At 64.4% G+C, this 26,037-nt stretch carries 24 protein-coding genes and 1 pseudogene; 14 read left to right on the top strand and 11 right to left on the bottom strand.

The features are described from left to right. Nucleotides 1-91: 91 nt before the first annotated feature. On the bottom strand, nt 92-1,432 hold the full coding sequence (locus EET13_RS32895) for a PPE family protein (RefSeq protein WP_122443892.1): 1,341 nt from the start codon (nt 1,430-1,432) through the stop codon (nt 92-94). Nucleotides 1,433-1,661: 229 nt separating this feature from the next. After that, nucleotides 1,662-3,158 (bottom strand): acyl-CoA carboxylase subunit beta, encoded by a 1,497-nt coding sequence (locus EET13_RS19865; protein ID WP_122443887.1) that lies wholly within the window; start codon nt 3,156-3,158, stop codon nt 1,662-1,664. Nucleotides 3,159-3,201: 43 nt separating this feature from the next. On the opposite strand from EET13_RS19865, the gene EET13_RS19860 reads away from it, so the two are divergent. The 4 genes and pseudogenes from EET13_RS19860 (at nt 3,202) to EET13_RS19850 (ending at nt 7,014) form a co-directional block, all read left to right on the top strand. Further along, nucleotides 3,202-4,224, top strand: coding sequence for an LLM class F420-dependent oxidoreductase (locus tag EET13_RS19860; RefSeq protein ID WP_122443886.1), 1,023 nt, complete (start codon nt 3,202-3,204; stop codon nt 4,222-4,224). After that, a pseudogene (locus EET13_RS19855) lies at nt 4,221-4,937 on the top strand (cytochrome P450 family protein); the annotation flags it as partial. The gene EET13_RS19860 and the pseudogene EET13_RS19855, both read left to right, overlap by 4 nt. Nucleotides 4,938-5,608: 671 nt before the next feature. Next, nucleotides 5,609-5,731: a hypothetical protein gene (locus EET13_RS32370; protein ID WP_280177885.1), complete on the top strand. Its 123-nt coding sequence runs from the start codon at nt 5,609-5,611 to the stop codon at nt 5,729-5,731. Then, complete coding sequence (locus EET13_RS19850; RefSeq protein WP_122443885.1) at nt 5,728-7,014, top strand: PPE family protein; 1,287 nt, start codon at nt 5,728-5,730, stop codon at nt 7,012-7,014. Before EET13_RS32370 ends, EET13_RS19850 begins: the two co-directional genes overlap by 4 nt. Nucleotides 7,015-7,322: 308 nt before the next feature. On the opposite strand, the gene EET13_RS19845 is transcribed toward EET13_RS19850, so the two are convergent. Then, nucleotides 7,323-8,588 carry a serine hydrolase domain-containing protein gene (locus tag EET13_RS19845; protein WP_122443884.1) on the bottom strand — a complete coding sequence of 422 codons (1,266 nt, stop codon included), beginning with the start codon at nt 8,586-8,588 and terminating at the stop codon, nt 7,323-7,325. Between the two features lie 98 nt (nt 8,589-8,686). Between EET13_RS19845 and EET13_RS19840 the strand changes: the two genes are divergently transcribed. The 3 genes from EET13_RS19840 to EET13_RS19830 all read left to right on the top strand — a co-directional run bounded on the left by EET13_RS19840 (nt 8,687) and on the right by EET13_RS19830 (nt 10,831). Continuing rightward, nucleotides 8,687-9,514 carry an SDR family NAD(P)-dependent oxidoreductase gene (locus EET13_RS19840; protein ID WP_122443883.1) on the top strand — a complete coding sequence of 276 codons (828 nt, stop codon included), beginning with the start codon at nt 8,687-8,689 and terminating at the stop codon, nt 9,512-9,514. A gap of 70 nt (nt 9,515-9,584) precedes the next feature. Then, nucleotides 9,585-10,025, top strand: a complete 441-nt coding sequence (locus tag EET13_RS19835) for a VOC family protein (protein WP_244604010.1) — start codon at nt 9,585-9,587, stop codon at nt 10,023-10,025. Then, nucleotides 10,022-10,831, top strand: coding sequence for an SDR family NAD(P)-dependent oxidoreductase (locus tag EET13_RS19830; RefSeq protein ID WP_122443881.1), 810 nt, complete (start codon nt 10,022-10,024; stop codon nt 10,829-10,831). Before EET13_RS19835 ends, EET13_RS19830 begins: the two co-directional genes overlap by 4 nt. A gap of 55 nt (nt 10,832-10,886) precedes the next feature. Here the strand turns inward: EET13_RS19830 and EET13_RS19825 are convergent, their stop codons facing one another. Further along, nucleotides 10,887-12,119, bottom strand: coding sequence for a cytochrome P450 (locus tag EET13_RS19825; protein WP_122443880.1), 1,233 nt, complete (start codon nt 12,117-12,119; stop codon nt 10,887-10,889). 101 nt (nt 12,120-12,220) lie between these two features. Here EET13_RS19825 and EET13_RS19820 point away from each other — a divergent pair, with 101 nt between their 5' ends. From EET13_RS19820 to EET13_RS19805, 4 genes are read left to right on the top strand one after another with little or no spacing between them, the layout of a single operon-like run. Continuing rightward, nucleotides 12,221-12,580: a Rieske (2Fe-2S) protein gene (locus EET13_RS19820; protein ID WP_342211468.1), complete on the top strand. Its 360-nt coding sequence runs from the start codon at nt 12,221-12,223 to the stop codon at nt 12,578-12,580. Further along, the gene (locus EET13_RS19815; RefSeq protein ID WP_122443879.1) at nt 12,577-13,641 is read left to right on the top strand and encodes an amidohydrolase family protein; all 1,065 of its coding nucleotides are present in this window, start codon (nt 12,577-12,579) and stop codon (nt 13,639-13,641) included. The genes EET13_RS19820 and EET13_RS19815 overlap by 4 nt, the downstream gene beginning before the upstream one ends. After that, the gene (locus EET13_RS19810) at nt 13,638-14,825 is read left to right on the top strand and encodes an amidohydrolase family protein (protein WP_122443878.1); all 1,188 of its coding nucleotides are present in this window, start codon (nt 13,638-13,640) and stop codon (nt 14,823-14,825) included. The genes EET13_RS19815 and EET13_RS19810 overlap by 4 nt, the downstream gene beginning before the upstream one ends. After that, on the top strand, nt 14,822-15,790 hold the full coding sequence (locus EET13_RS19805; RefSeq protein WP_122443877.1) for an alpha/beta hydrolase: 969 nt from the start codon (nt 14,822-14,824) through the stop codon (nt 15,788-15,790). The genes EET13_RS19810 and EET13_RS19805 overlap by 4 nt, the downstream gene beginning before the upstream one ends. Nucleotides 15,791-15,806: 16 nt before the next feature. On the opposite strand, the gene EET13_RS19800 is transcribed toward EET13_RS19805, so the two are convergent. Both EET13_RS19800 and EET13_RS19795 read right to left on the bottom strand, forming a co-directional pair. After that, nucleotides 15,807-16,397, bottom strand: coding sequence for a hypothetical protein (locus EET13_RS19800; protein ID WP_425293704.1), 591 nt, complete (start codon nt 16,395-16,397; stop codon nt 15,807-15,809). A 59-nt stretch (nt 16,398-16,456) separates the two neighbouring features. Further along, nucleotides 16,457-17,203 carry a hypothetical protein gene (locus EET13_RS19795; RefSeq protein WP_122443876.1) on the bottom strand — a complete coding sequence of 249 codons (747 nt, stop codon included), beginning with the start codon at nt 17,201-17,203 and terminating at the stop codon, nt 16,457-16,459. A gap of 195 nt (nt 17,204-17,398) precedes the next feature. Between EET13_RS19795 and EET13_RS19790 the strand changes: the two genes are divergently transcribed. Together EET13_RS19790 and EET13_RS19785 are read left to right on the top strand one after the other, a co-directional pair. Continuing rightward, on the top strand, nt 17,399-18,541 hold the full coding sequence (locus tag EET13_RS19790; RefSeq protein WP_211189101.1) for an acyl-CoA dehydrogenase family protein: 1,143 nt from the start codon (nt 17,399-17,401) through the stop codon (nt 18,539-18,541). Continuing rightward, nucleotides 18,538-19,773 (top strand): acyl-CoA dehydrogenase family protein, encoded by a 1,236-nt coding sequence (locus tag EET13_RS19785; RefSeq protein WP_122443874.1) that lies wholly within the window; start codon nt 18,538-18,540, stop codon nt 19,771-19,773. Before EET13_RS19790 ends, EET13_RS19785 begins: the two co-directional genes overlap by 4 nt. Here EET13_RS19785 and EET13_RS19780 read toward each other — a convergent pair. From EET13_RS19780 to EET13_RS19770, 3 genes are read right to left on the bottom strand one after another with little or no spacing between them, the layout of a single operon-like run. Beyond that, the gene (locus EET13_RS19780) at nt 19,742-20,956 is read right to left on the bottom strand and encodes an MDR family MFS transporter (RefSeq protein WP_211189102.1); all 1,215 of its coding nucleotides are present in this window, start codon (nt 20,954-20,956) and stop codon (nt 19,742-19,744) included. The two genes, EET13_RS19785 and EET13_RS19780, sit on opposite strands and share 32 nt — an antisense overlap. Nucleotides 20,957-21,008: 52 nt before the next feature. Continuing rightward, nucleotides 21,009-22,097, bottom strand: a complete 1,089-nt coding sequence (locus EET13_RS19775) for a PPE family protein (protein WP_168991309.1) — start codon at nt 22,095-22,097, stop codon at nt 21,009-21,011. 16 nt (nt 22,098-22,113) lie between these two features. After that, nucleotides 22,114-22,413 (bottom strand): PE family protein, encoded by a 300-nt coding sequence (locus tag EET13_RS19770; RefSeq protein WP_122443872.1) that lies wholly within the window; start codon nt 22,411-22,413, stop codon nt 22,114-22,116. A gap of 107 nt (nt 22,414-22,520) precedes the next feature. Between EET13_RS19770 and EET13_RS19765 the strand changes: the two genes are divergently transcribed. Then, the gene (locus EET13_RS19765) at nt 22,521-23,015 is read left to right on the top strand and encodes a MarR family winged helix-turn-helix transcriptional regulator (RefSeq protein ID WP_244604009.1); all 495 of its coding nucleotides are present in this window, start codon (nt 22,521-22,523) and stop codon (nt 23,013-23,015) included. A gap of 8 nt (nt 23,016-23,023) precedes the next feature. On the opposite strand, the gene EET13_RS19760 is transcribed toward EET13_RS19765, so the two are convergent. Together EET13_RS19760 and EET13_RS19755 are read right to left on the bottom strand one after the other, a co-directional pair. Continuing rightward, nucleotides 23,024-24,985 (bottom strand): SpoIIE family protein phosphatase, encoded by a 1,962-nt coding sequence (locus tag EET13_RS19760; protein ID WP_122443871.1) that lies wholly within the window; start codon nt 24,983-24,985, stop codon nt 23,024-23,026. Between the two features lie 122 nt (nt 24,986-25,107). Continuing rightward, nucleotides 25,108-25,794: an ANTAR domain-containing protein gene (locus EET13_RS19755; RefSeq protein ID WP_122443870.1), complete on the bottom strand. Its 687-nt coding sequence runs from the start codon at nt 25,792-25,794 to the stop codon at nt 25,108-25,110. Between the last annotated feature and the right edge of the window lie 243 nt (nt 25,795-26,037).

Here is a 26,037-nt window from a genome sequence, read left to right as displayed (position 1 = left end):
CCCGACGACCGGAAGCCAACAGGAAAAGCTGGGCAGACCAGCGGTCGTCGCATCCCTACCACGCCACAAATCAAGATCAAAAATCAACAATTCACGCCACAACGTCCATCCGTGGATCGAGGCTTAGCGCCAAGTAATGTTCAAGACTGCTTGGCTCGGCCGGTGAAAGCGCAGCAGCCGGCGCCGCAGGGGGCAAGCCCGCCAGAACGCCGATGTCTTCACGGATCAATTGCATGGGCAGGCTTGCGTCTTCGACGGCCAAGCGGGTTACGACCTGGGCGTCATAACTGAGCGCCGAAGCGACATCGTTGACGGCTGCAATGGGCTGACCCGCCAGCACATTTAACCCCGCTGCCCGCAGACCGTTCTCGGTTACGGATACCGCACTGCAAATCTGGCTTTGGTTATCGCCGATCACGTGAGCTATGAGCGCCTCGTCAATCTGCACTATCTGGCCGGGAACCTGTGCTAAGCGGGCCGCCTGTACCGCTAGGTAGTGTTCCAGGCTGCTGGGTGCGGCCGGGGCCGGCGCGCCAACCGGTGGCAGACCAGCGAGGATACGAAGGTCATCAGTGACCAGTTGCGCAGGTAAGGCAGCGTCTTCGGCGACGAGGTGGGCTGCGGTCTGGAGGTCGTAATTGACCGCCGTAGCGACTTCGCGCACCGCCGGGACCAACTCGCCTCTCGTCAGGTCCGCAGCGGCCGCCGCTAGCGCCGTCCTGGTGACAGCTGCCGCGCTGGAGATCTGGGAGACGTTGTCTGCGTACACGGCGGCCAGTTCAGCCTCGTCAGTTGCCACTATTCTGCCAATGACCCCGCCGACGTCAGCGGCGGAGCCGAGCGCCCCTTGCCCGCCGGATGTCCGCCCGCCGGTAACCGCGCAGCTGGCCTGGTTCGCCAGGCCGCCCAGATTTTGCAGCGCCTGCTGCCACGGCATCAGTTGGGCGGCTACCGCCGAAGCTCCACCGTGATATCCCACCAGCGCCGTGACATTTTGGGCCCACAGTTCGTCATATGCGCCTTCGATGGCCGCAATCAGCGGACCGTTCAGGCCCAACAGGTTCGATCGCACCGCCGAGATGAACTGCATGCGGTTGGTCCTGACCGTCATGGGGTGCGCTATCGCCGCCTTGGCGGCTTCGAAGATGCCCGCTACCGACTTGGCTTGGGTGGCCGCAGCGACGGCGCGGGCCGCCGCCTCCTGCAGCCAGCGCGCATAGCGGCCGGCGACGGCCGTCATCGCCACCGACGCCGGACCTTGCCAGGGCCCGCCCGCCAACCCTGTGGTGACTGACCCGAAAGACTGCGCGGCTGAACCCAGTTCGTCGCCTAACCCGGCCCAGGAGGTTGCGGCCGCCAACATCGGTCCAGAGCCTGCACCGGTATACATTTGCGCCGACGTGATTTCTGGGGGCAACACCGAGAAATTCATCGCAACCATCCCTTCCGTAGCAGATTCCGCTTCGGCCAGTCGCGATGTCTCGCCATGTCACGGCCCCTGCCAGCACGCTCGGCAATCACTGAGTTGAATGCGAGACATCCTATGATTGACCAGCACGAAAGTTTGGCGTTTCAAAAGATCAGCAACGGCGACGGTATCGGCTCGAGTTGTCTGATCGACCGGTGCTCGCCGGTCCGCCGGCTGTCCCGGGAGTAGCCGTTCACGGCATGATGAGCGTGCGGGCAACGGGTTGCGCTGCGGCCTGCCGGGCGTGGATGCCACGCTGCAGCGCGGCCAGCAGGGCGTCGCGAGTTTCGCGAGGGTCGATGAGTTCATCGAAGCCCATGTGCTCGGCCGACCGATAGGACGCCTGCAATTCTGCGGTCCGCAGCTTGACGGACAGCTCCTGATCAGCATGTGACGCCCGGCTGAGTGCTGCGGCGCCCATGGCGCCCATGGTCGCGCCCGGATAGGCGAAGGTCGCCACCTGGCCGTCGAAGCTGATCAGCCCCATCACCATGGAGCCGAAGCCGTAAGCCTTGCGCAAGGTCACATGCAGCTTCACTGTGGTAGCCGCCGTCTGCGCAGCGAACATCCTTGCCCCGCTGCGCAATACGCCGGCGCGTTCGGACCGGCTGCCCGGCAGCATGCCGGGGTTGTCGGCCAGAAAGATCAGCGGGAGGTGGAAGGAGTCGGCCACCATGATGAAGTGCGCGGCCTTGTCGGCGGCGTCGGCGTCGATGGATCCGGCCAGCACCTGCGGCTGGTTGGCGACGACCGCTACCGGATGCCCCCCGAGGTGGGTGAGGGCGCAGATGATCGCCTTGCCGAAAGACGGTTGTACTTCCAGCCAGTCGGGCGAGTCGAAGACGACGTCGAGCACCGGGCGCATGTCGTAGACGCGGCGGTTGTCGCGCGAGACGATGTCGAGTAACTCCGGGGTGGACCGCGGCCCGTACGCCGCGTCGGGGGGTAGCGACGGCGGATACGACCACGCGCTGGGCGGGAAGTACGACAGGTAGCGGCGAATGGTATCCAAGGCCGCCTCGTCGTCGTCGGCCGCATTGTGGATCACGCCACTGGCCAGGGCGACGTCCGGACCGCCCAGGGCTTCTTTCGAAATGTCTTCGCCCGTGGACTCTTTGACCACCGGTGGCCCCGCAGTGAAGATTGAACCCCGTGGGCTCATGACGGTGAAATCACAGATGGGGGCGACCAGGGCGCCGTGTCCGGCCGAGGCACCCAGCACCGCGGCTACCGTCGGAACCTGGCCCGAGCACCGCGCCTGGGCCAGCAGGTCGGTGGGGCTACGTCCGTAATGAGTGCCGGTGGGCCGAAATCCAGCCCCTTCAAGGAGCATCACCAGTGGAACCTTGTCGCGCAACGCCAACTCCGCGATGCGGTAGCGCTTGGAATTGCTGCCGGGCGCGATGGTTCCGGCCAACGTCGTGAAGTCCTCGGCGCCCACCATCACGGGGGCGCCGTTGATGTGGCCCGAGCCCGTGACAATCGCATCAGCCGCAACTTCCCCGCCGACGAGCGTGCCGAGTTCGCGGAAGGTGCCCGGGTCCAGGAGTCGCTCCACGCGAGCGCGGGCATCAAGCCTGCCGGCGCCTCGATGTCTGTCGAGCCGTTCCGGCCCGCCCATGGCCCGCGCCTGCCGGCGGCGACGGTCGAGGTCCTCGAGCGTCTCTCGCCAATCCTCGGCTTTGGTCATGCGTCTGTCCTACATACTGGATTGCTTACTGTAAAGTGCTCGCATGGGTAGCGCGCCCCGCCTCAAAGTCGACGGGGGTATTCCCAACCAGCTCGCTCGGGTCATCGAGTCGGCTGATGCGTTGGAGCGAAACGGGTATGACGGCGGCTGGACGGCCGAGACCAGTCATGACCCGTTTCTGCCGCTGCTGCTTGCCGCCGAACACACGTCGCGGATCGAACTCGGCACCAACATCGCGGTAGCGTTCGCGCGCAATCCGATGACCGTCGCCAACCTGGGCTGGGATCTGCAGAGCTATTCCCAGGGGCGGTTCATCCTCGGGCTGGGCACCCAGATCCAGGCCCATATCGAGAAGCGGTTCAGCATGCCCTGGAGCCACCCGGCACGGCGGATGCGGGAATTCGTTGTTGCGCTGCATGCGATCTGGTCTGCCTGGCGTGACGGCGGCAAGCTCCGCTTTGAGGGCGAGTTCTACACCCACAAGATCATGACCCCGATGTTCACGCCGGAGCCCCAGCCGTATCCGGCGCCGAAAATCTTCCTTGCCGCAGTGGGCGACGCGATGACCGAGATGTGTGGCGAGGTCGCCGACGGCCACCTCGGACACCCGATGGTCTCCCGGCGCTACCTCGATGAGGTCACCATGCCGGCGCTGCTTCGTGGCCTGCAGCGCTCCGGTCGTGACCGCACGGACTTCGAGGTGTCCGCCGAAGTGATGATCGCGACGGGTGAGAACGACGCGGAGCTGGAGACGGCCGTCGCCGCCGTCCGCAACCGGATCGCCTTCTACGGCTCAACGCCGGCGTACCGCAAGGTTCTCGGCGTACACGGCTGGGAAGACCTGCATACCGAGTTGCATCGCCTCTCCCTGCAAGGTGAGTGGGGCACCATGGGGTCGCTCATCGACGACGAGATGCTGCGGGCTTTCGCGGTTGTTGGACCGGTCGGTGATATCGCCGCCGGCTTGCGCGACCGGTGCGCGGGCGTCGTCGACCGGATGCTGCCGATTTTTTTCGCGGCCTCCGCGAACTGTATCGGGTCCGCTCTGAAGGACTTTCGGCAATGAGCACGCGGACCACCGACGCGGTCGCCGCATTGCTGGCAGAGCCCGCCGCCGATACCGATGAGCCGCGATTGCACGGGCGCTAGCCCACTTGCGCGCGACCATTCCGGTGCCCTGGGTCGAGGTGCCGGACTACCGGTCGTTCTGGGCGATCACCAAGCACGCCGACATCATGGACATCGAGCGCGACAACATGCTGTTCACCAACTGGCCCCGCCCCGTGCCGGCAACCAGACAGGGCGACGAGCTGCAGGCGGCCGCGGGCCTACGCACACTCATCCACCTCGACGACCCACAACACCGGGTCGTCCGCGGACTGGTTCCGGCCAAAAGCCATGCACGCGTTGAAGGTTCGCATCGACCAGTTGGCCAAGGTCTATGTCGACACGATGATGGCGTAGGCGCCCGAATGCGATTTCGCGCTGCTTGGACCGCCGGAGGCCGACTTCGGCCGCATGCTCACGCTGACCCAGGATCTGTTCGGCAGCGACGACAGCGAATACCAGCGCGGCGCCTCCAACGAGGACCAGCTGACCGCACTGCCGGACATGTTCGAGCATTTCAACGCGGTGACCGCGGCGCGCCGCGAGCATCCGACCGAGGACCTCGCGTCGGCCATCGCGCCCCGCATCGACGGCCAGCCACTGTCGGATTTCGAAGCGGTGTCCTACTACCCGATCGTGGCCACCACGTTCGTCGGCGGTCTCAAGCATCTGCCGGTGCGGTACTCGGTGACGTGACCCGGGGAAGGCGCCGACCGGTCACATGAGTTACCTGGGCTGCGGATCCTCTTGCGCGAGTTCATCTTTGGGCGCGCCAACCAAATCGCGGCGGTAGCCCGGGCTCGTTCGGACACGTCAAGATCGTAAGTCGCGCGACGCTGTGGTTGGCCATCAACATCCTGATGCGTGCCGACTCGGCGTTTGGGACCGATAAGGTGATGAGCACCTGAGTAACCGAAGGTGCCCCAGTTCTCCCTATCGGTGAACCGCAACAAGCGCAGCAACGCCGCAATCGAAATCCTCGACGAGGCCGCCTGCAATCCCAGTGCACTATCCAGGTACCCATCGCCACGGCGTTGTCGTCGGGACTTGCCTTCGCTGATTTGGCCGACGGCCCGTTGCCCCATATCCCATCCGGGCATTTTGCTGCCAAGTGGGCTTGGCTTGGCTGTTGCGTGCCGGCATTAAGTACGCCGAGGCCGGTGGCGCCATCAGGGCTCTAGATAGAGGCAAGAAATTTGTCAATAACTATCTGCGATGAATTCATAGCCACAACCGATCAGCTGTAACTTGTCGCATGGTCTGCCTATTGCTCTACTTATGCAGTTCTGCCGGGCGGCGAGCGCCTGGCACGTTGTTTTTCCGTAATGTGGGAGGCGGTGTTGGTGACGTCTGTGATGGTGATTCCGGAGAGTGCGGTGGCCACGAGTGCGGCGGCGCGGGCGTTGAATATTACCGCGCGGACGTACCGTGCGGCGGCGGGTCCGGCCTTCGTGGGTGTGAAGTGACTACGGCTGTCTGGATGGCCGCGCCGCCGGAGGTGCATTCTGCGCTCCTGACAGGTGGCCCCGGGCCCGCTTCGCTTGCGGCTGCCGCGTCGTCATGGGCCACGCTGAGTGTTGAATATGCCTCGCTCGCTGGCGAACTCACTGAGGTCTTGGGTGCGGTACAGGCCGGGGCGTGGCAGGGCCCGAGCGCCGAATGTTGCATGGGCGCGTACTTGCCGTATGTGGCGTGGCTAATGCAGGCGAGTGCCGATAGTGCGCGTGTTGCGGCAGCTCACGAGGCCGGGGCGGCGGCCTATGTCAGTGCGGTGGTGGCGATGCCTACATTGGCCGAGTTGACTGTTAACCACGCGACTCATGCAGTGTTGATCGCTACAAATTTTTTTGGCATCAACACGATCCCGATCGCGACCAACGAAGTCGATTACGCGCGAATGTGGATCCAGGCCGCGACTACCATGAGTGTCTATGAAACGGCATCTGTTAGCGTATTAGCGTCGGCGCCACCAACCGTTCCGGCGCCTGCCATCATCAAATCAGGTAATATGCTTCCGGTTGTTGCCCAGACGACTCTTACGCCTTTTCCATGGCACGAATTAGTTGAATTTCTGACGGCTGTATTAGATCTATACATTGCCCTTTTTAAGGCTTGGTCCACCGACTTTTGGGACGTTCTGGGACTGGCGGCGAGAATCATCCTCCTCCTACTGGGGCTGGACTTTATTATCGATTTCATTGAAAAAGTCATCTATATCATTGAGTCTATACCAGTTGCTTTCAGGTTTATAGTGAATACCCTTTATGCCATCAGCCTTGCGATTTATGCGATAGGTGGCGTTCTGGACATCATAATTAAATGGATTATTGAGAATTTGTTTGGCACTGTCGGGGCCGTGGCAAGCCCCCTGGCGGGGGTACTGGCGATTGCGGGTGGTGCGGTCCCTACGACGACGGGAGGACTGACTGCGGTGCCGGCTATGGGTGCGGCGCTGGCCCCGGTGGCACCTGCCTTGGTGGGTGCAGCGGCCGCGCCAGCGGCCGCGACTGTCGAGGTTTTGCGGCCGGAGTCAGGTGGTGCTGGGGTCTCGCAGGCGCGGTTGGCGTCGGTAGTGTCCGGAGATAGTAGCCGCGGAATGATGGGGTTTGCTGGCGCGGCTCAACACTGCGCTGGGGTTAGTCCCGGTGGGCTGGCCAACGTCGCTGGTAGTGACGTTGGCGGTAGCGTGCGAGTGCCGATGCTGCCAGCCGCTTGGCGATCGGATTTCGTTGGCGCAGGCTGTCATTAGCGTCACGTGTGCTGGTGACTAACTCCGGCTGTTCTGGGTATTGTGACCTGAAACCGGGTTCGGGCCACGATCTTCGAGTTTCAGCGGAGGCACATGCCTGGACTGCGAGTTTGCCGCCCGGCCGGTCGAACGTGCGCACATGGGCATCGAGCGACAAGTCCGTTTCGCCCCTGGGCTGTCACGGAAAGGCTGGCAAGCCGGCTACCGGCCGCACTCAACGGTTCGTGTGGGGGCGGAGGACGGCCGTGGCCCGGGACGCCGCCCCGGCGGGGAGTTGATCGGCACCAGCCCTAGCGACCGAGGTTCGGTTACCCGGCCGCCGAGATCTCGCGGAGAATCGCCGGGCCGTGATTGTCAGCCAGGACAGCCGGCTTGTCCTTGTTCCAGTAACCGTTGACCAGGATGGCGATCCCCAGCGGCTCTTGGCCCGGGCCGCCAGGCGTGATACCGATCCAGCACGAGCATCCGCCCGCCGAAGTCAGGCCGTCTTTCCAGATGATCTGGGGCGGGCCGGTTTCCACCTGCCAGGCCAGACCCATGTGTGCGGGTCCACGCCCGGCCTGGCCGCACATCTCGACTGCCAACGGTGCCGGCTGCGTCGTGGTCGCCAGTGCGCGCATCAGGTGCTCGGGTCCCGTTACGGCGCCCAGATTCGCCAGCAGCCAGGTGTGCATGTCAGCCGCCGAAGACTTCAGATCCGAAGGGGCAGTAGGTGACACCTCCCGGCCGTTAGGATAGGCGCGCGCCACGGGTGTACCTTCGGGCACCGTCGTCACGGTGTCGGGCATGGTCAGTGGGCCGGTGACCTGATCGCGCAGCACACCCGCATACGACTCGCCCAGATCCGCGCACCGGTAGGCCGACACGGCGGCGAAGCCCAATGTGATGAACCCGAGGTTGGAGTATTGCCAGCAGCTTCCGGGTTGCGGGCCGCGGTGCGCATGCCATGCGTGGCGCAAACTGGGCGGCGGCGCGGAGGGGTTGCGCAGGAACAGACCGTCGCCGTCTGCCGGTCCGGTGGAATCGTGCGCCAGGCCCGACGTGTGCTGGGCCAGCATCCGCGGGGTGATCTGCTGGACTGTCTTACTCAGGTCCCCGGTGTCGATGAGATACCTGCTGAGGTAACGCTGCAGCCCGGCGTCCCAGTCGAAGCAGTCCGGCCGCAGCGAAACGCCGGTGGCAAACAGCGCGGCGGTGAAGGTCTTGGTGACCGATCCGATCGAGAAGATCGTCTTTTCGGTGGGCGGGTTGCTCTCGCCCACCGTTCCGTACATGTAGAACGGCTTGAACTCGCGGTTCGGATACGCGAAAGCCACCGCGACGCCGTAGTCGCGCCCGGGTGCCCTGGCCCGCAGGCGATCAAGCAGCGTGCGGGCGTGCTCGCCGATGATCCGATCGACTCCGGACTGGGTGAGCCTGATCGGCCTGGTGCCGGTTTCCGGCTTGGCGGTGGTCGCCGGATCGGAGCGGCGCGGTGCGGGGGCCCCACCGCAGGCGATCAGGGCACCGCCTACTCCGCCGACACTGACGTGCGCGGCGAGTCGCGCGAACTCGCGCCGGGAAAAAGCGCCCATGGGTGCCTTTCGTGATCGGTAATCCGCGGCTGCGGTTGGCAATAAGTCAATGACATTCGGCGCGGTATCGCTACACTCCCGATGGAGGACGCAACGATATGACGCGTAAGACGATTGTCATCACCGGCGCCAGTGACGGCATCGGGGCAGCGGCTGCGCGGCGCCTCAGTGGCAACGGCGAAAACGTTGTCGTGGTGGGCCGCTCGGAGGCAAAGACCACCGCCGTGGCCGCGGAGCTGGGGGCGGATTACTTCGTGGCCGACTTCGCCGACCTGTCCCAGGTGCGGGCCTTGGCGGACAAAATTCGGTCCGAGTACCCACGCATCGACGTCTTGGCCAACAACGCCGGCGGCATGTGCCGTAAGGCCCAGCTGACGGCCGACGGCTACGAAAAGACGTATCAAGTCAATTATCTAGCGCCGTTTCTGCTCACCACCCAGCTGTTGCCGGTGCTGCTCGATTCCCGCGCGACGGTCGTCAACACAACCAGTTCGTCGCAGAAGATGCTGCCTCGGGCCAGCCTGACCGCTCTCGAGAACACGGCTCAACATCGGCCCAGCGTTGCCTACGCGCTGACCAAATTGGCAATCGTGTTGTTCACCAAGGAATTACATCGCCGCTACCATGCCGGTGGGCTGTCGGCCGCCACATTTCATCCGGGCTATGTGAACTCCAACTTCGGCGATGCCTCGGGATTGCGGGTGCTGATCTTCATGAAGCATCACGTGCCGATATCGGCTCGGTTCACCGCCACGCCGGAACAGGGAGCCGAACAACTGATTTGGCTGGCGAGGAGCACACCCGGCGTCGATTGGACACCGGGGGAGTACTACACACGGCACAAGATCGCCAAAGCCAACCGCGCTGCCTACGACCCGGACCTGGCCGGCCAGTTATGGGAGAGCACCATGGCCAGGCTCGGTTAGGTGCCGGTGCGGGTCGGGTTTAGTGGCGCCGCGTCAACGACCGAAATTGAGCCAGCTAACATTGACTTTCGTGCTAGGTGTTCACCACGCCGCGATCTGCACCGCCAATGTCGAAAGTTCTTTGCGATTCTGGCGGGATGGCCTCGGGTTAACCGAATTGTTCGACCACACCTTCCGCGGTAATTGGCCAGAATTGTTCGGCGCCAAGACCGATCAGCTGCGGTCGATCTTCCTGGGTGATCCGCAAACACCCGACTGCGGGATAGTCGAACTGGTGGAACTGTTCGGTGCCGATGAGGCGCTACCAGCGGCTGACGCGCCGCGGCACGGATTCTTCCTGCTGTCGCTGCAGCGTGACGTCGACGCGACCTTGTCCGCGCTGGCGGCCTTGGGTTTCGCCGACGTGGTACGGCGGATCAGCATGCCGGCTCCGGCCGGCAAGGTGGTACCCATGGCGGTGGTCACGGCGCCGGACGGCGTTCTCGTCGAGCTGATCGGTCCGGCGGTATGAGCGCGTCGACCGCCCTAGTGACCGGGGGCGCCTCCGGGATCGGGCAGGAAGTCGCCGCGCGGTTGCGCGACGCGGGCCATGACGTCGTCGTCTGGGACCTGGCCGACGCCGACATCATCTGCGATGTCAGCGACCCCGACGCGGTGTCGACCGCGATGGAACACACCGTGCGCGAGCACGGGGTGCCCACCCGGGTGGTGACCTCCGCCGGCATCGGGGCGTCGGGTCAGTTGCTGAAATTGCAAGCATCGGAATGGGAACGGGTGTTGCAGGTCAACCTCACCGGAACCTGGCTGACCATTCGTGCGGCCGCGCAAGCCATGGTCGAGGCCAAAGTGGGCGGTTCGATCGTCGCGGTCTCCAGCATCAGCGGCACGGTCGCCGACCGCGATATGGGCGCGTACTGCGTGTCCAAGGCCGGGGTGGACATGTTGGTCAAAGTCGCGGCGGTGGAGTGGGGCACCCACAACGTTAGGGTCAACGCCGTCGGACCTGGTGTCACCCGGACCCCGATGTTGCCCAATCCGGAAGCTTGGCCCGGTTGGGTGGACGGCTTGTCCCGGCGGACGGCGCTTGGTCGCCTAGGCGAGGTCAGCGACGTGGCCGGTGCCATCGTGGGCGTTCTCGAACTGCCCTGGGTGACTGGGCAGGTGGTGCACGCCGACGGCGGCCTGGCCTTGCACAGCCCCATCGACGCCTACGGCCAAGTCGAGCGGCTGATGCGTCTCAAGAGGCTGCGAGAGCTCAGGGACCAGCGCGAAAACGCCAACAAGGCCAACAAGGCCAAGAAGGCCAAGAAAGCATAGCCGACACCGAAATCGATGGCGCCGCAGGCGATATCACGGCTCGCTTGTGACCTCGTCATGCGGCCGGTGTGAACGTGACCGGAAGCTTGTTGGGCGAGCGGAAGGTCAGCCCGACGATCCTGGATTCTTCACCCGAGCCGTCGTCTGAGACAAAATTCAGATCGTTGACCCGGTCGAACAGGCTGTTGAGCATCACCCGCGTCTCCAGTCGGGCCAGATGCATGCCCAGGCACATGTGAATACCGCCGGCGAAGGCGATGTGTGCATGCCGTGACCGCCGGATGTCGAAGGTGTCGGGGCCGGGCCAGCGGGTTTCGTCGTGGTTGGCCGAACCGATGCACAGATCGACCTGAGCGGCGGCCGGTATTGTCTTGCCGCCTATTTCCACGTCTTCGGTGGTGGTCCGCATGACCATGGTCAGTGGGGTTTCCACCCGCAGGCCTTCTTCGATGGCGGTGGGTATCAACGAGCGGTCCTGGCGCACCATCGCCAGCTGCTGGGGGTTTGTCAGCAGCAGGTACAGCAGGTTGCCTGAGGATCGGTACGTGGTCTCCAGCCCGGCGGGCAGCAGTAGCCGCAGGAACGCGATGATGGCTTCGTCGGTGAGCTTTTCGCCGTCGATCTCGGCGGAGACCAGGTCGCCGATGATGTCGTTGGTGAGTTTGCGCCGCCGCTGCTCGACCTGGTCGAGAAAGTACTCATGCAACTCGGCGGCCGCGGTCAGCCCGGCCATGATGTCGGTCGGGATCGAAATGAGGTCGAGGGAGAGGCGCCGGAACAGGTCGAGATCTTCCCGGGGCAGCCCCAGCAATGTGGAGATGATCCTGGTCGGAAATTCGAATGTCAGCGCCTTGACCAGGTCGGCGTGACCGTCGTGTTTGATTTCGTCGATCAGCTGATCACAGACCGGCCCGATGACCGAGGGTTCCCAACGTTCCAGCGCGGTGGCCCGGAACGCCTTGGCCACCAGGCTGCGATGGTCATGATGCTCTTTGCCGCCCATCGCCAAGATGGTGTGGCCCATGACCAGTCCGATGGTCTTGTCGTAGTTGGCCGAGGTAAAGATGCGGTCGTCGCGAAAGGCTTGAAACACGCCGTCGTAGCCGAACAAGACCCATTCGTCGTTCGGACGCAGTTCTTCGGGCATCTGCTCGTGGTCCATGAGGGCGCCGTGCCAGACCGGATCGGTGTGACGCATGTGCTCGAAGAACGGGTAGGGGCTTGTCTGGCCACTGGTATCAAGCGTGGGGACGACGGCCTGGCCTTCGGAGTTGGTGGACAGCGTCATCAGCGCTCCTCCCGGTACGGAATGTCGCTATTATTGTATAAATAGCAACGAAGCCACGCCGTGTGGTGGGTGCCGTACCGGGTAGAAGGCGGGGTACACCAGTGCTGCAACGGCGCCTCGTGTGCTGGATCGACGAACTGCCGCCAGGCACCATGAAGCTGGTCGACACCGGGAAGTTCGGGGTGGGCGTCTACAACGTCGGCGGCCAGCTGTACGCCATCGCCAATCACTGTTCACACGAGGGCGCTCCGCTGTGCCTGGGGTTGATCGGCGGCACCAACGAATCGGTTCCCGCCGAACCCGGGCGGCTGCGCCGGGTACGTGACGGGCAGATTGTTCGATGCCCTTGGCACAATTGGGAATTCGACGTCACCACGGGTCGCAACGTCGCCGATCCACGCCGCCGGGTGCGCACCTACCGGGTGGATGTTGCCGACGGGAAAGTGTTCGTGTCCGCATGAGCCCGTTCGCCGGCGCCTGCATTGACGCCAACGTCCAGCCCCACTTTCGCTACAACGCCGAAATACGGCGCTACCTGCCGGCCGCGCACAAACTGCGGTCCATCCCCGACGTCGAACAGCAGTGGTATCAGGCGCCCGGCGGTGACTACCGGCGTGACTTGTATGGAAAGCATTACCCCGGGTCGGATCTCGAGATTGTCAGCCGCCAGCTGTTCGACGACACGGGTGTCGACTATGCCATCCTCAACCCATTGACCCGGGGCAACATTGCCGACTATCTACTCAACAGCTGCATCTGTGCCGCGGTCAACGACTGGTTGCTGGAGCGGTGGTTGGATCCCGACGCCACCAACCGATTTCGGGGCACCATCCGGGTCAATCCGGAAGATCCCAAGGGTGCCGTCGGTGAGATCGAACGGCTCGCGGGCCATCCCAAGCTGGTTCAGGTAGGTGTTCCGATGCAATCGCGCGAACCGTATGGCAAGCCGATGTTCGAGCCCATCTGGGAGGCCGCTGCCGCGCATGGTTTACCGGTGGCGGTGCGCATCAACGGCGGCAACGGCGTCGACTATCCGCCGACCTTCGCCGGACACGCGCACACCTATCCCGGCTATGCGTCCTTCATGCCGCTGAACTACTTCGTGCACCTGGCCACGCTCATCATCGAAGGTGTCTTCGGCCGGCACCCCGGCCTCATGTTCGTCTTCGCCGACGGCGGATACGACATCCTCACTCCGCTGATATGGCGGCTGGACACCTTCTGGCTGTCGATGCGTGACCAGACGCCCTGGGTGGACCGCTATCCCAGCGAATATCTGCGCGCTCATGTCCGGTTTTGCTCGTCGGCGTTCGACGGACCCGTCGATACCGGGCAGATGCCGCGCTGGATGGACTTCTCCGACAAGGCCGACCTGGTGATGTACGGCTCGAGCTACCCGCATTGGTCAACCGCGCAGCCGGACACTGCAGTCGCCGGTCTGGATGCGCTCCAGCGCGAGAAAGTCCTGTGGCGCAACGCCAATGAGCTTTATGGGCTGACAGTGACGAGCAGCGTGCCATGACCACGGCCGAACAAGCCGACGCCGGCACGCAACAGCGAGAAATTGCGGTCACCATCGTCGACACCGACGTTCACCCGCTTCCGGTCTCCGTCGACGCGCTCAAGTCCTACGCGCCGGCCGCATGGGTGGACAAAATCTGGCCGACGGGCAATGCGGTCACGCCGGTGCCGCACTTCTACGACACCCCGGACTCCTACAAGACGATGTCGTTGCGGCTGGACGCCGCCCCGCCGGGCGGCGGGTTCGCCGGCAGCGACCCCGATTTCGCCGCCAAACAATTGTTGGTGGACGCCGGCGTCAGCATCGCCTCGCTGGAGCCGATGTGTGACGCGCAATTGCCGCAGGCCGAGCAGGTGCTGAAGTCGACGTACAACGACTGGCTGGCCGACGTCTGGCTGGACCAGCACAATGCGCACGGCCGGTGGCGTGGGTCGGTCAGCGTCAGCGCCCAGGCGCCTGAGCTGGCGGCCCGTGAGGTTGAGCGCTGGGCCGGCCACCCCTATATGTGTCAGATTCTGATGACCCCGCAGACTCGTGGAATTCCTTTCGGCAGTCCGCATTTCGATCCACTCTACGAGACCGCGGCACGCAATGGACTGCCGGTGGCCACGCATCTGATGGGTCAGACGCCGTTCGAGTTGATCCCGCTGTATCCGGTCGGCAACCCCGCGCATTGGCATGACTTCTTCGCGTCCTGGCCGTTGTTGTACGTGTCGCACTTGATGAGTCTGGTATTCGACGGCGCGTTCGATCGCCATCCGGACTTGCGGGTGGTATTCATCGAAGGTGGCTTCACCTGGGCGATGCCGGTGATGTCGCGGATGGACCGGATGTGGCAGGCCCGCCGCGACGATCTTCCGCACGTGCGCCGGGCACCCTCAGAATATGTGCGAGAACACGTCCGGTTCACCACGCAGCCGCTCGAAGACGCCGACACCGTAGAGTTTCGCCAGTATCTGGGCATGATGGATTTGGGCGACAATCTGATGTTTTCGACGGACTACCCACACTGGAGCTACGACTCCCCGGCGTATGCGATCAAGCGCTTCCCACGTGACCAACGGGAGCGGATCATGCGCGGCAACGCGACGGCGCTGTATGGGCTGCCCTCGACGGTCAAAGCGCTGCCCGGAGAACGGCTCGGCGCTGCCTATGGCACTGAGCCGGAAGGCGAGCCGACGTGACTCAAACGAATCTCGCTCGGCCACAAGGCCTTGGCCGCATCGACCCCGCGCTCAGAGACGCCGCCGCCGCGCTGGGAGTTGTCGAATTCAGCGCCGAGACGTTGAGCGGCGAGCGGGAGCATGCCAACCGGGTCGCCGCCGAGCGGGCTGCGGCAATCGAGGCCGCCGGCCTGGGTGGGGTGAGCGTCGAATCGGGTGACATTGCCGGTCCGACCGCCACACGGCTGGGGTTGCGGCTGTATCGCGGTGGTGGCGGGTCGACCGCGCCGGTTGTGATCTATGCCCACGGCGGCGGATTCGTCACCGGCAACCTCGATACCGATCACGGGCACTGTGTGGAGTTGGCCCGCGCGGCCGAGTGCGTGGTGGTGTCGGTCGACTATCGACTGGCGCCGGAGCATCCGTGCCCGGCGGCCCTCGACGATGTCGAGTCCGGACTGCGTTATGTGGTCGACAACTGCGCCGAGTTCGGCGTCGATGCGCGTCGGATGGCGCTGATGGGGCGCGACGCCGGTGCGGCGCTGGTGGCCGGCTTGGCTCAGCGCATGTTCGACGAGGAAGGTCCCCCGATCCTGGTGCAGATTTTGCATCAGCCGATGCTTGACTCCGATACCACGCCGTCGCGGCGGGAGTTTCAGCGCACACCGGGTCTCACCGGTCCGGCGGTATCGCGGGCCTGGGGCCATTACCTGGGCCACACGACGGCGAATCGTCAGCATGTGCCTGCGCACCGGGCGAACCTGGAAGGATTGCCGCCGACGTTCATCAGCTGCTCGGAGATTGATCCATGCCGTGACGAAGCGATTGATTACGCGAACCGACTGCTGCACGCCTATGTTCACACCGAATTGCACGTCTTCGCGGCGACATTCCACGATTTCGACGCCGTGGTCGCCGATTGGGCGGTCTCCCAAGAGAACCGGGCTTTGCACGCTCAGACGCTGCGGCGGGCCTTCGCTACCTGAACCGGACGGACTCGATCTAGACGGGGTTGAATTTGGTGATCAGCCACTTACCGTTGACCTGTGTCACGCTCACCAGCACGCTGCTGGGTTTGATCGTCGGTTCGGGGGTGTCCTTGGTGGTGGTGCTCTGGTCGACGAAAACCAGCACCACGGCCGAACCGGGATGCAGCTCCGACACCGCGGCGCGCATTACCTTGGCGGTGGTCTTCAGGGCTTTCTGCTTGGCCCCCGGAACCACGAATTGCTGCGTGAATTGGTTGTAGTAGTCCAGGAAATCGCCGCCGAGGTGTGTCCTGGCGGCGGCGATGTCCTTGTCGAGCGTGTCGGACGAATACGACAAGAGCGCGACGGTACCGTCGGAGGCCGCGCTGACCGCAGCCCGCGCGACGCTGGCGTCGACCTGCTGATCGGGCCGGTACAGCTTGGCGTACAGCCAGGCTGTGGTGCCGCCGGAGAGCAGAATGAGCACGATCAAAATCACCGGGACGGGCTTGAGATTGATCTTTGTGCGCCATACGTTCCCAGCCCAGCCCCGAGCCGGCTCGGGGGAGTCCGGACCTGATGCTTGGTCGTCCCACTCGTCGGTCTCCGACGTCGCCGGTATCACCGAAGTCGCCGAGTCGTCGAATTCACTTTCAGCGCTGCCCTGCTGACGTCCATGATCGGTCACGGTACGAACTCAACCTTCGCCATCTTGTACTGGCCGTCTTCTTCGGTCATGGTCACCTTCAGCCGCCACTCACGTGGTTCCTCTTTGCCGTTCCCGCCATTGGTGACGCGCGATGTTGCCGACACGAGCACCAAAGCGGTGTTGCCGTCCATGGATTCGACGGCCGTAGCGGTGACCGTCCCTTCGGTGACGACTTTCGACTGCTCGACAACCTTGGTGAAATCGGCTGCCCGCTGCTGGAATTCGTCCTTGAATTCGCCCGTGGAGCTGTCGATCACCCGCTGGACGTCCTCCTTGGCTTTCCGAAAGTCCAGGGAAATCATATTGATGATGCCCTTTTTGGCTCCGGCGGCGAACGCCTCGGCGCGTGTGTGACGCTGTGTGGTCTGGTGGTGCTGCCACACCATGATCCCGCTGAGCGCGGCGAAGCCGCAGATGATGACCACCGCGGCGGCCTTGGCAACCCCGGCCAGCACTACCCGCAACCACCGCCAGGATCGGCCACGCGTCCCGATTGCCCCGGCGGCGTCTTGGTCTTCGAACTGCTCGCCGGCCTCCTCTTCGCCCTCATAGTCCAGGGCGTCTTCGTCGTCCGCTGTGACGAATTCGTCGTAGTCGACGTACTCGTACTCGGTGTCGCCGTACTCGGCATCCTCTTCCCCGGCATCGGCTTGTGCGGCCCATGCTCGCACTTCGGGTTGCGAGTTCGGCACTTCCGAGTGTGGTTCGGTTGCGTCAGCCATTGCGGTTACAGCCCGTGACCATCATTATCGACTGAACTCCGGTATCTCTTACGGTATCGCCCATTGCTAACATCAGAGTCGCCACCGAACTCCGCTCCAACGAGGACCGATCAAGCGGATGATCAGCCACCCGAACTTTTCCCCCTGCGTCCTTCGCAGCGGCGAAGGATGGCCCAGGAAGGCCCGGCCGGCGTCATGACCGCTGTCGACTCTCCCGAAAACATACTCTTTGCCTCCACCACCCACGCGTTTCTGCAAAAAGAAGCCTCACTGCGCCATGTCCGGGATCTGCATGCCGCCGGTGTCTCCTTTGACCCGCTGTGGTGGCAGCGGGCCGCCGAGCTGGGGTGGACGGCGCTGCTGGTTCCCGAGGAATTAGGCGGCGGCAGCATCTCGGGCAACGGTGTCGCGGATCTGGCCATGGTTGCCGAGCAACTTGGCAGGACGGTGGCACCCGGGCCGTTGTATCCGGTCAGCACGGTCCTTGCCGGGCTGGCCGATTGCGCCGATCGGCATGCGCACGCCGGCGTGATCGCGTCGTTGATGACCGGTGAGACGGTGGCCTCCTGGGCAGTCGCCGAACCGGGCCGGGGTTGGTCACCGCTGCAGCCGACCGTCACGGCCACACCCGTCGACTCCGGCTACCGCATCCAGGGAGCCAAGGACCGCGTGGAAGCCGGAGCCCAAAGTGCGCTGCTGCTGGTGGTGGCGCGGTGTGGCGGTGACATCCGTCAGTTCCTGGTGCCCACGGATGCGCCGGGAGTGCGGATTGTGCCGCAACAGTCGCTGGATCTGGTCAAGCAGTACGCGAGGGTGGATTTCGACGACGTCCTGGTGGCCGAATCGGCGACCGTCGGTACCGCCACCGAGACGGCCGAGCTGATCGACCGGCAAAGTCAGATCGCTCAAGTCCTGCAGTGCGCCGAGGTGGTGGGCATCCTGCAAACGGTTTTCGACTTCACCGTGCAGTGGGCGCTGGAGCGGCACACGTTCGGGCGTCCGCTGGCGTCGTACCAAGCGCTCAAACACAAGTTCGCCGATATGAAGATGTGGCTGGAAGCCTGCCGCGCCACCACGGCCGCCGCGGTGGCGGCGGTCGGTGCCCGTTCGCCGGCAGCGGGCCGGTCGGCCAGTATCGCCAAGTCCTACGTCGGCGAAATGGCGGGACAGATCGTCCAGGGTTGCGTGCAGATGCACGGCGGCATCGGCATCACCTGGGAGCATGACCTGCACCTGTATCTGCGGCGAGTTACGTTGTACCGAGCCATGTTCGGCACGCCGGAGGACCACAACCGCCGGATCTACGAGCTGGAAGCTCAAGCGGAGAAGACTCGATGACGCCCGCAGCATCCGTTGCGCAATTCGCCGTCCGCGCCCGGGCGTGGCTGGCCGCCAACATGCCACCCATCGATCCGCTGTCGCCGCCCGCGGCGCCGCGCGATGACGGACGCTCCTGGCAGCGGGCCAAAGAACTGCAAAAGCGGCTCTACGAAGGAGGATTCGCCGGCATCTGCTTCCCCCGCGAGTACGGCGGCCAGGGCCTACCCTACGAATACCAACGGGCCTTCGACGAGGAATCCCTGCGCTATGAGATGCCGCTGATCCTCAACACCCCGACGTTCACCATCTGCTGCGCCACGCTGCTCGACACCGGCAGCGAGGAGCAGAAGAAGACGCACATCGGCGCGGCGCTGCGCGGCGACGAGGTGCTGGTGCAGCTGCTCTCCGAGCCCAGCGGCGGATCAGATCTGGCGGGTGTGCTGACCCGCGCCGAGCGCGACGGTGACAGTTGGGTGATCAACGGCGCCAAGACCTGGAGCACCAGCGCGTTCGCCGCCGACTACGGACTGTGTCTGGCCCGCACCAACTGGGATGTGCCCAAGCATGAGGGGCTGACCATGTTCCTGGTGCCCATCGATCACCCGGGAATCACCTTGCGCCGGATCACCCAGGTGAACGGCTCGTCGGAGTTCTGCGAGGAGTTCCTCGATGGGGTCGACGTCGGCGCGGACGCGGTAGTCGGCGAGGTCAACAACGGCTGGGCCGTGGCATCACGACAGCTTTACCACGAACGCCGCGCGGTCGGCATGGGCTCGGAATTCGCCAGTGGCGGTGGCAGCGAAGGCGGTCACACGACCCCGGTCGACTACGCTGAACTCGCGCGGCAGGCCGGGCAGGCCGACAGCGACTGGGTGCGTGAGATGGCCGGCCGCGCGCTGGTGCATCGCGCGGTGGCCGAACAGCTGATCGAGCACGTATATCGCAGCGTCCGGGACGGCACGCTGCCCCCTGCCGCTGGAACGCTGATCAGACTGTTCCACGCCGAGACGGTGATGTGTGAGATGGACACCGGGCTGGCGATCGCCGGAGCGCCCGGGGTGGTGGGGCAACCGGGTGAAGGCCTACAGGCCGGGCTGCGTTACCTCGCCCGGCAGTCGGTGGCCATTGGTGGCGGAACAACCGAGATGGCGCGCAACGTTATTGGCGAGCGGGTGCTGAACTTCCCCCGGGAATACGCCGCCGACCGCGGTGTGCCGTTCAATCAAGTGCGGCACGGCCAGTCGCGTTGAGCCTTTTCTTGCTCTGCCAGTGTAGCCCTGTCGCGGCGACCAGTCCCACGAGAATCAGTACGCCCCAGACAAGTTCGTTGGTGTCCAGGTGGTGTTGGGTGCCCAGCAATGCTCCGATCGCAGCATTGCCGGCAAGGATTCCCACCCCGATGATGGTGTTGTAGAAGCCATAGTGCGTCGCGACCAGCCTGTCGTCGGACAGCGACATCACGATGTGCATCTCGAAGGGAAACACCGCCGCGGAGGCGACGGCCAGCATGGCGGCCGACATCAACAACGCTGCCACGGCGGCTCGGGTGCCCAACCGATGCGCGTCGGGGACGGCGGCCAGCGGTGCAAACGAGGCCGCCATCAGCAGCACTCCGACAACCACACTGCGCTCCGGTCGCCATCGTGCCGACAGCCAGCGGGTGATGCGCAACTGGCCGACAACCGCAACTAGACCTGATATCCCGAAAAGCGCTGCCACCAATTGCGATTGGGAGTATGGCGCGACGGCCGAGGCCTGCTCGGGCAGCATGAGATAGATCTGGGAGGACAGCAGATACGAGCCGAGCATGGCAGCGGCGAACCCCAAGAACGATCTATTGGCTGCAACTGTCCGCCAGTTGGCGAGGATCGAGGTCTGCTGCGGCACGTCCGGGGCCGGCTCGGCTGAGCTGTGCCGGGGTAGCGTCACCAGTTGTGCCATCGCGAGGATTGCGAAGATCGCGGTGGCGGCCAGCACGCTCATCCGAAAGTCCGATGCCACCAGTGACAGTCCGACCAGGGGCCCCAGGAAGATTCCCGCCCGGTTGAACATGTTCAAAATGGCGAACGCTTCGATTCGGCGGTCGCTGGCCTCGGTGGCCAGATAGGCGCGCAACGCCGGGTTGAACAGTGCGCCGGCGAAACCCGTTGCCGCCGAGGCGACCAGTACGGTCGGCAGTGACTGGGCGACCGCCAACAACCCGAAAGCGCCAGTACGAAGCAGACAACCGGCCATGATCAACGGTTTGTAGCCGAACCGATCGGCGAGAGTCCCGCCGAAGAAGAACATGCCCTGCTGACTGAAGTTACGCACGCCCAGAACCAGACCGACGGCCCACGCTGCCAGCCCGAGGGTTCCGGCCAGGTAACCGGACAAGTACGGCATCAGCATGTAAAAGCCTATGCTGGCACCGAATTGGTTGATCATGAGCATGCGGCTCGGGCGGTTGAAACTGCGAAACTGAGCCCAGAATTCGGTCACGGCACTATCCGATGTACTGCAGTTGCGGAAGGACGTTGAGCCGCAGCTGGTCTCGTACAACTGTGCTGCCGTCCTGTTGGGTGGGCTTCGCGGCCCCGGGAATCCCGCCGACGAGGCTGCCCAGCCCGCTTGCAACGGTCGGCTGTTGGGAAACCGAGTTGACAGCCGGCCGGGCGTCGACGCTGGTGCCGGCGAGTGCTTGCGGAGCGTGGCTCGGCGCCGCCGTCGCGCTGACCAGCATGCGTGGCACCGATAGCCCGCCGACCCTGGCCGCCTCACCGGCGCGCGCTGATACCGCACCAGCGGTCTTCACTGCGTCGCCTGCAGCCGCTGCGGTACCCGCGGCGGCGGCTTCAATGGGTGCCATCCCGGTGGTCATGCTGGCAGGCATGGTGAGGTAGCGAAGCGCGCTTGGCACGAAGCACAGCAGTGACAACAGCGCGATGACGTTGGAAGTGATGTCCAGCGATTGCAGTGTCACGACCGCCGCATGCACCATCTTCCGTGTCTCTGCGCCGGCCAGCGCGGCTGCGTGGCTGACGGATGCGGCCTGGGACGCCAGCCCGGAGGGTTTGGTGGTTTGGGGTGGCGGCGCGAATGGGGTCAGCGTGGTCGCGGCAGCCGACGCTGCAGCGTACGCGTACATGGCAGCAGCGTCTTTGGCCCACATCTCGCTGTAATGCGCTTCTGCGGCCGCGATCGCCGGACCGTTTTGACCCAAGATGTTCGTCGCGACCAACGCTGCCAACTGCATGCGGTTGGCAGCGATCACCGGCGGCGGCACAGTGGCCGCGAACGCCGCCTCGTAATGCGACGCTGCGGCCCTGGCGTGGGTGGCCGTCAGCTCGGCGTGGGCGCCGGTCGCGCTCAACCAAGCCACATTCTGCGCGGCCGCCGACGCCATCGATGTCGCCGCGGAACTCTGCCAAGTGGCGGTCAATCCCATAATCGCCGAGCGGTGCGCGTCGGCGGCCGCATACAATTCGGCGGCCAACTCGGCCCATGCGGCCGCGGCGGCCAGCATCGGTCCCGCGCCGACACCGCAGTACATCCGCCCCGAATTCGCTTCGGGCGGCAAAGCTCCGAAATCCATTACCAATCCTCGGCTTTCAGCGGGCTGCCGTTGCGTTGGCAGTCTCGGCCGCCGCATACGAGCGGGCACTGGCCTGCAGGGCCGCTACGAAATCCTGGTGTATGGCCATGGCTTGAGCACTGACCTGCTGGTAGCGCTCACCGTGAATCCCGAACCGCCGGGCGACCAGCGCCGACACCTCGTCGGCGGCTGCGGGGATCACCGCGGTGGTCACGGCAGCCGCTGTCGCGTTTCGCGACGCCACGGCCGAGCCCGCAGTGGCCAAGGCGGCAGCGGCTGTGGTGAACGCTTCAGGTTCTGTGACGACGTACGTCATGTGTCTTCCTCTCACGGCAAGATGACGATCCGGCCAAAATTTGATAGCGGTATTGTACGCATGTAAACTATTGACAAAGCAAGTGTGAGCTCAGTTACTATCTGTATGTGAACCGAACTGATGAGGGTGACTCGCGAGCCGGTGTTCGTCTCAGCGAGCTGGATCCCAAGCAGGAACAAGCCTGGGAGCTGTGTATTCATTCAGCGGCGCTACTGCAGCGCACGCTCGATTCCGAGCTGCGTGCCCAGTGCGACATGAGCCTGCTGACCTTGGACACCCTGGTGCAGTTGTCCCGTGCGCCCGGCCAGGCGCTGTATATGAAGGATCTGGCCGCCGCTCTGGTCTACAGTGCCAGCGGTATCACCCGGATTGTCGACAATCTGGAACGATCCGGTCATGTCGCGCGCAATCCGGATCCGGCCAATCGCCGGGCTACCCGGGTCCAGCTGACCCAGCGAGGACTCGGTGAGCTGCAATCAGCGTGGCAGTTTCATGCCCGGGGCGTCGACCGTTGGTTCGCCAGACACGTCAACCCGCGTCAGGCGAATGTTCTCGTCGAGGTGTTCGGCGCGGTGACCGCGGATTTGGAACGGCTGCGGTAGATACCCCGTCAATCTTCGGCGAAGACGTTCTCGGTGTTTCCGCTGACCACCGGTATCTGGACCAGCGACAAGACGTGATGCGCCGGGGTGCCCGGCGCAGCCACCAGCACGCAGTCGCCGCCCTTTTTACGTGCCCGGTCCCGAGCGGCGACCAGGGCGGCGACACCTGCCGATCCAAGATGGGTGACCGCACCGAGGTCGATCGTCAAAGACGCTAGCCCCGAACGGCTTTCGACGGCGATCTGACTGTCCAGGGTGGTCGCGCTGCCGGCGTCGACATCGCCGCGCACGACGATGCGGCCGGGCTCGGCGATCCACGAGACGAACTCGGTGTCGATCGCCGGTTGGTAGGCGGTGCGGCTGACCACTGCGTCAGTGACGAACTGCGCCGGCCGGGACAGCCGATGGATGATGGTGGCGGTGGTCCCGCCGGCATCATGGCTGACATGGGATTCGCTGACCAGGGCCTCGGCCATCGCGAGTCCACGGCCGCGGCCCTTTTCGCCTTCGCGGTGATCCTTCCAGGTGCCTCGGTCGATCACGGATGCCCGCAGTTTGCCGTCGCCGTCGAGCGTCGCCTCGACCACGAGACCGTCGGGAACCTCTGTGCCGTAACCGTGTTCGACCGCATTCTCGACGAATTCGGAGATCGCGTGTACGACATCGGAGATGTCGGTGGAGTCGGCGCCGATCTGCGATAGCCATTCCCGCAGCCAGGCGCGGATCTGGCGCGCGGCGTGGATGGTCGCATCGGCCGTGATGCATAGCGGTGGCGCCGGGATCCGCCGTTGTGCCGCAAGCAATGTGACGTCGTCGTTGTAGCCGGTGGATCGAAGCAGCAATTCGAGCGTTTCTGAACACAGGCGATCGATGGGCCGGGCCGGCGCATCGATGACGAAGCCGCCGCCGCTGGCGATGGTCGCAGCCAGTTCGGCGAATTCTGCCGTACTAGCCCCCAACTGCCGGCCCGGGCGTTCCACCAAACCGTCGGTGTACAGCATGATGGTGTCGTCGATGCCGAGCATCTCGGTACGCACCGGGAACCCGGTTCCGCTGCCGAGCGGGCCCGCGCCCGACGGTTCCAGGTAGCGGGACTTCGCATCGGCGGTCACCAGCAACGGCGGTGGGTGACCGGCGGTGCAGTACTGAAATTGTCCCGTGGCCAGCTCCAGCGAGCCGACGCAGATCGTCGCCGACCTCGAGCCGGGCACCTGATCGTGGAATGAATCCACCGCCTGCAAGGCCTCGACGATGGTGTGGCCTGCCCAGATCTGCATTCGCAGCGCCGTGCGCAACTGCGACATCACCGCCGCGGCTTCCACCCCATGGCCCACCACATCTCCGACGATCAGCACCAGCCGATCCCCCAGGGCCACCGTGTCGAACCAGTCTCCACCGGCCGCGGTGTCGCGTGCAGCGACGAGATATTGGGCGGTCAGGTCGGCGCCGGAAACCACGGGCACCGACGGGGCAAGCAGCGCCTGCTGCATCACAATGGCCGAGTCACGGACGTGGCGATACCGCTCGGACAGTTCCTCTACCTGCGCTTCGGCGGCTTGGCGTTCCCGCACCCTGCTGGTGACGTCGTCGAAGACCAGCTGCACGCCCTCAATTGATCCGTCAGCCCGGCGCCGTGGCGTGACGACAAAGTCGAAGAACCGCTCCTCGATTCCGGAGCCGTCGAAGTCGGCCTGCAGCCGCCACTCGGATCCGGACTGTGGGTCGCCGGTCTGATACACCCGGTCGAACATGTGGTAAATCTGCTGCCCTTCGAGTTCGGGATAAACCTCCCGGGCGAGCTGTCCCACTCCGACGAATGTCGGGCTGAGGGCGCGATACGCGGCGTTGGCGGCGACGAAGCGGTGGTCCGGCCCCTCGAGCCCGACCAGCATTGCGGGCACATTCTCGAAGACCCGGCGAACGTCTTCTGCTGCGCCGACCTTCCTGTCCCAGTCCATGTCGGGCGCCATGTGGCTGTCCCTCCTACGGACGATTGATCAACAAGGCGGGCACGTTGACGGGTCGTGGCAACGGCCAACAATCAGATTAGCAATGTCTCGCACCAGGTCGCGGCACCAAAAGTTCACTCGAGTCAAGTGGCATTTGTGTTGAGTACCCGGTCGGCGGTCTCAGGCAGCACCTGGCGATACTTCTCGGACAGTTGGGTCAGGAGCACAAATGCCGCCGGGGCGTCGATGTTGAACCGCTCCATCAACACCCCGGTCGCTTGTGAGATCAAGTCACGGTCAACCAGTGGTTCGCGGCGTACCTGGTTACGGCGGTCTGCTTCGATCGCCATGGCCGCGTGCGCCGCGAACGTCAAGGAAATCTCCTCGGTTTCCTCGTCGAACGCATTCGGTTGCTCGGCATAGAGATTCAGCACCGCTCCGCCGTCGGAGTGCCCGAACAACTGGATTGACAGCATCGAGCGCACCGAGGTCTGTGATAGCACTTCTTGGGTGAACACCGGCCAACGGGTCTCGCTGTTGACGTCATCGACCCGCCAGATGCGTTGCTCCTTGGGCACTTCGAAGCATGGACCCTGGAGATATCGCTGAGCGATATTGTCGATGACGAGGGAATCAACGTCGCTGGCGGCGACCGAGCGGATGACACCGCGATGGGTGATCCACGTGATTCCAGCATGGCTTACGGCCGGGATATGTACCGCTGCAGCGACGGTAATCCACTTCAACCGTTTGGTCGTGGTCATGTCTTTGACGTAGCTGCTCAGCAATTCCGCTGCGGCTTGATCGATGTCTTCGCCCGGCCGGTTCACCGCGTCCTCAGTGACTGCGGGTGCGAAACCTCGGCGGTCGGTCCACCAGCGGGGGCGTCAGCCATGACCGTGACCACCAGCCCGTCCTCGTCGCGTATTCACGATTGTCGGGTACCCGAACTGCTCGGCGGCTACCCCTCGATTCGCTCTGCTGGCCTGTGCCCTCCGGACACGGTTTGGTGGTCCTGGCGATCGGGTAAGCCGGTACCACGCGCGATCACCAGACAGCCCACGCGCACCTGA

It is taken from the genome of Mycobacterium attenuatum, from assembly GCF_900566085.1.
GTDB lineage: Bacteria > Actinomycetota > Actinomycetes > Mycobacteriales > Mycobacteriaceae > Mycobacterium > Mycobacterium attenuatum.
This window is presented reverse-complemented; position numbering and strand designations above follow the sequence as displayed.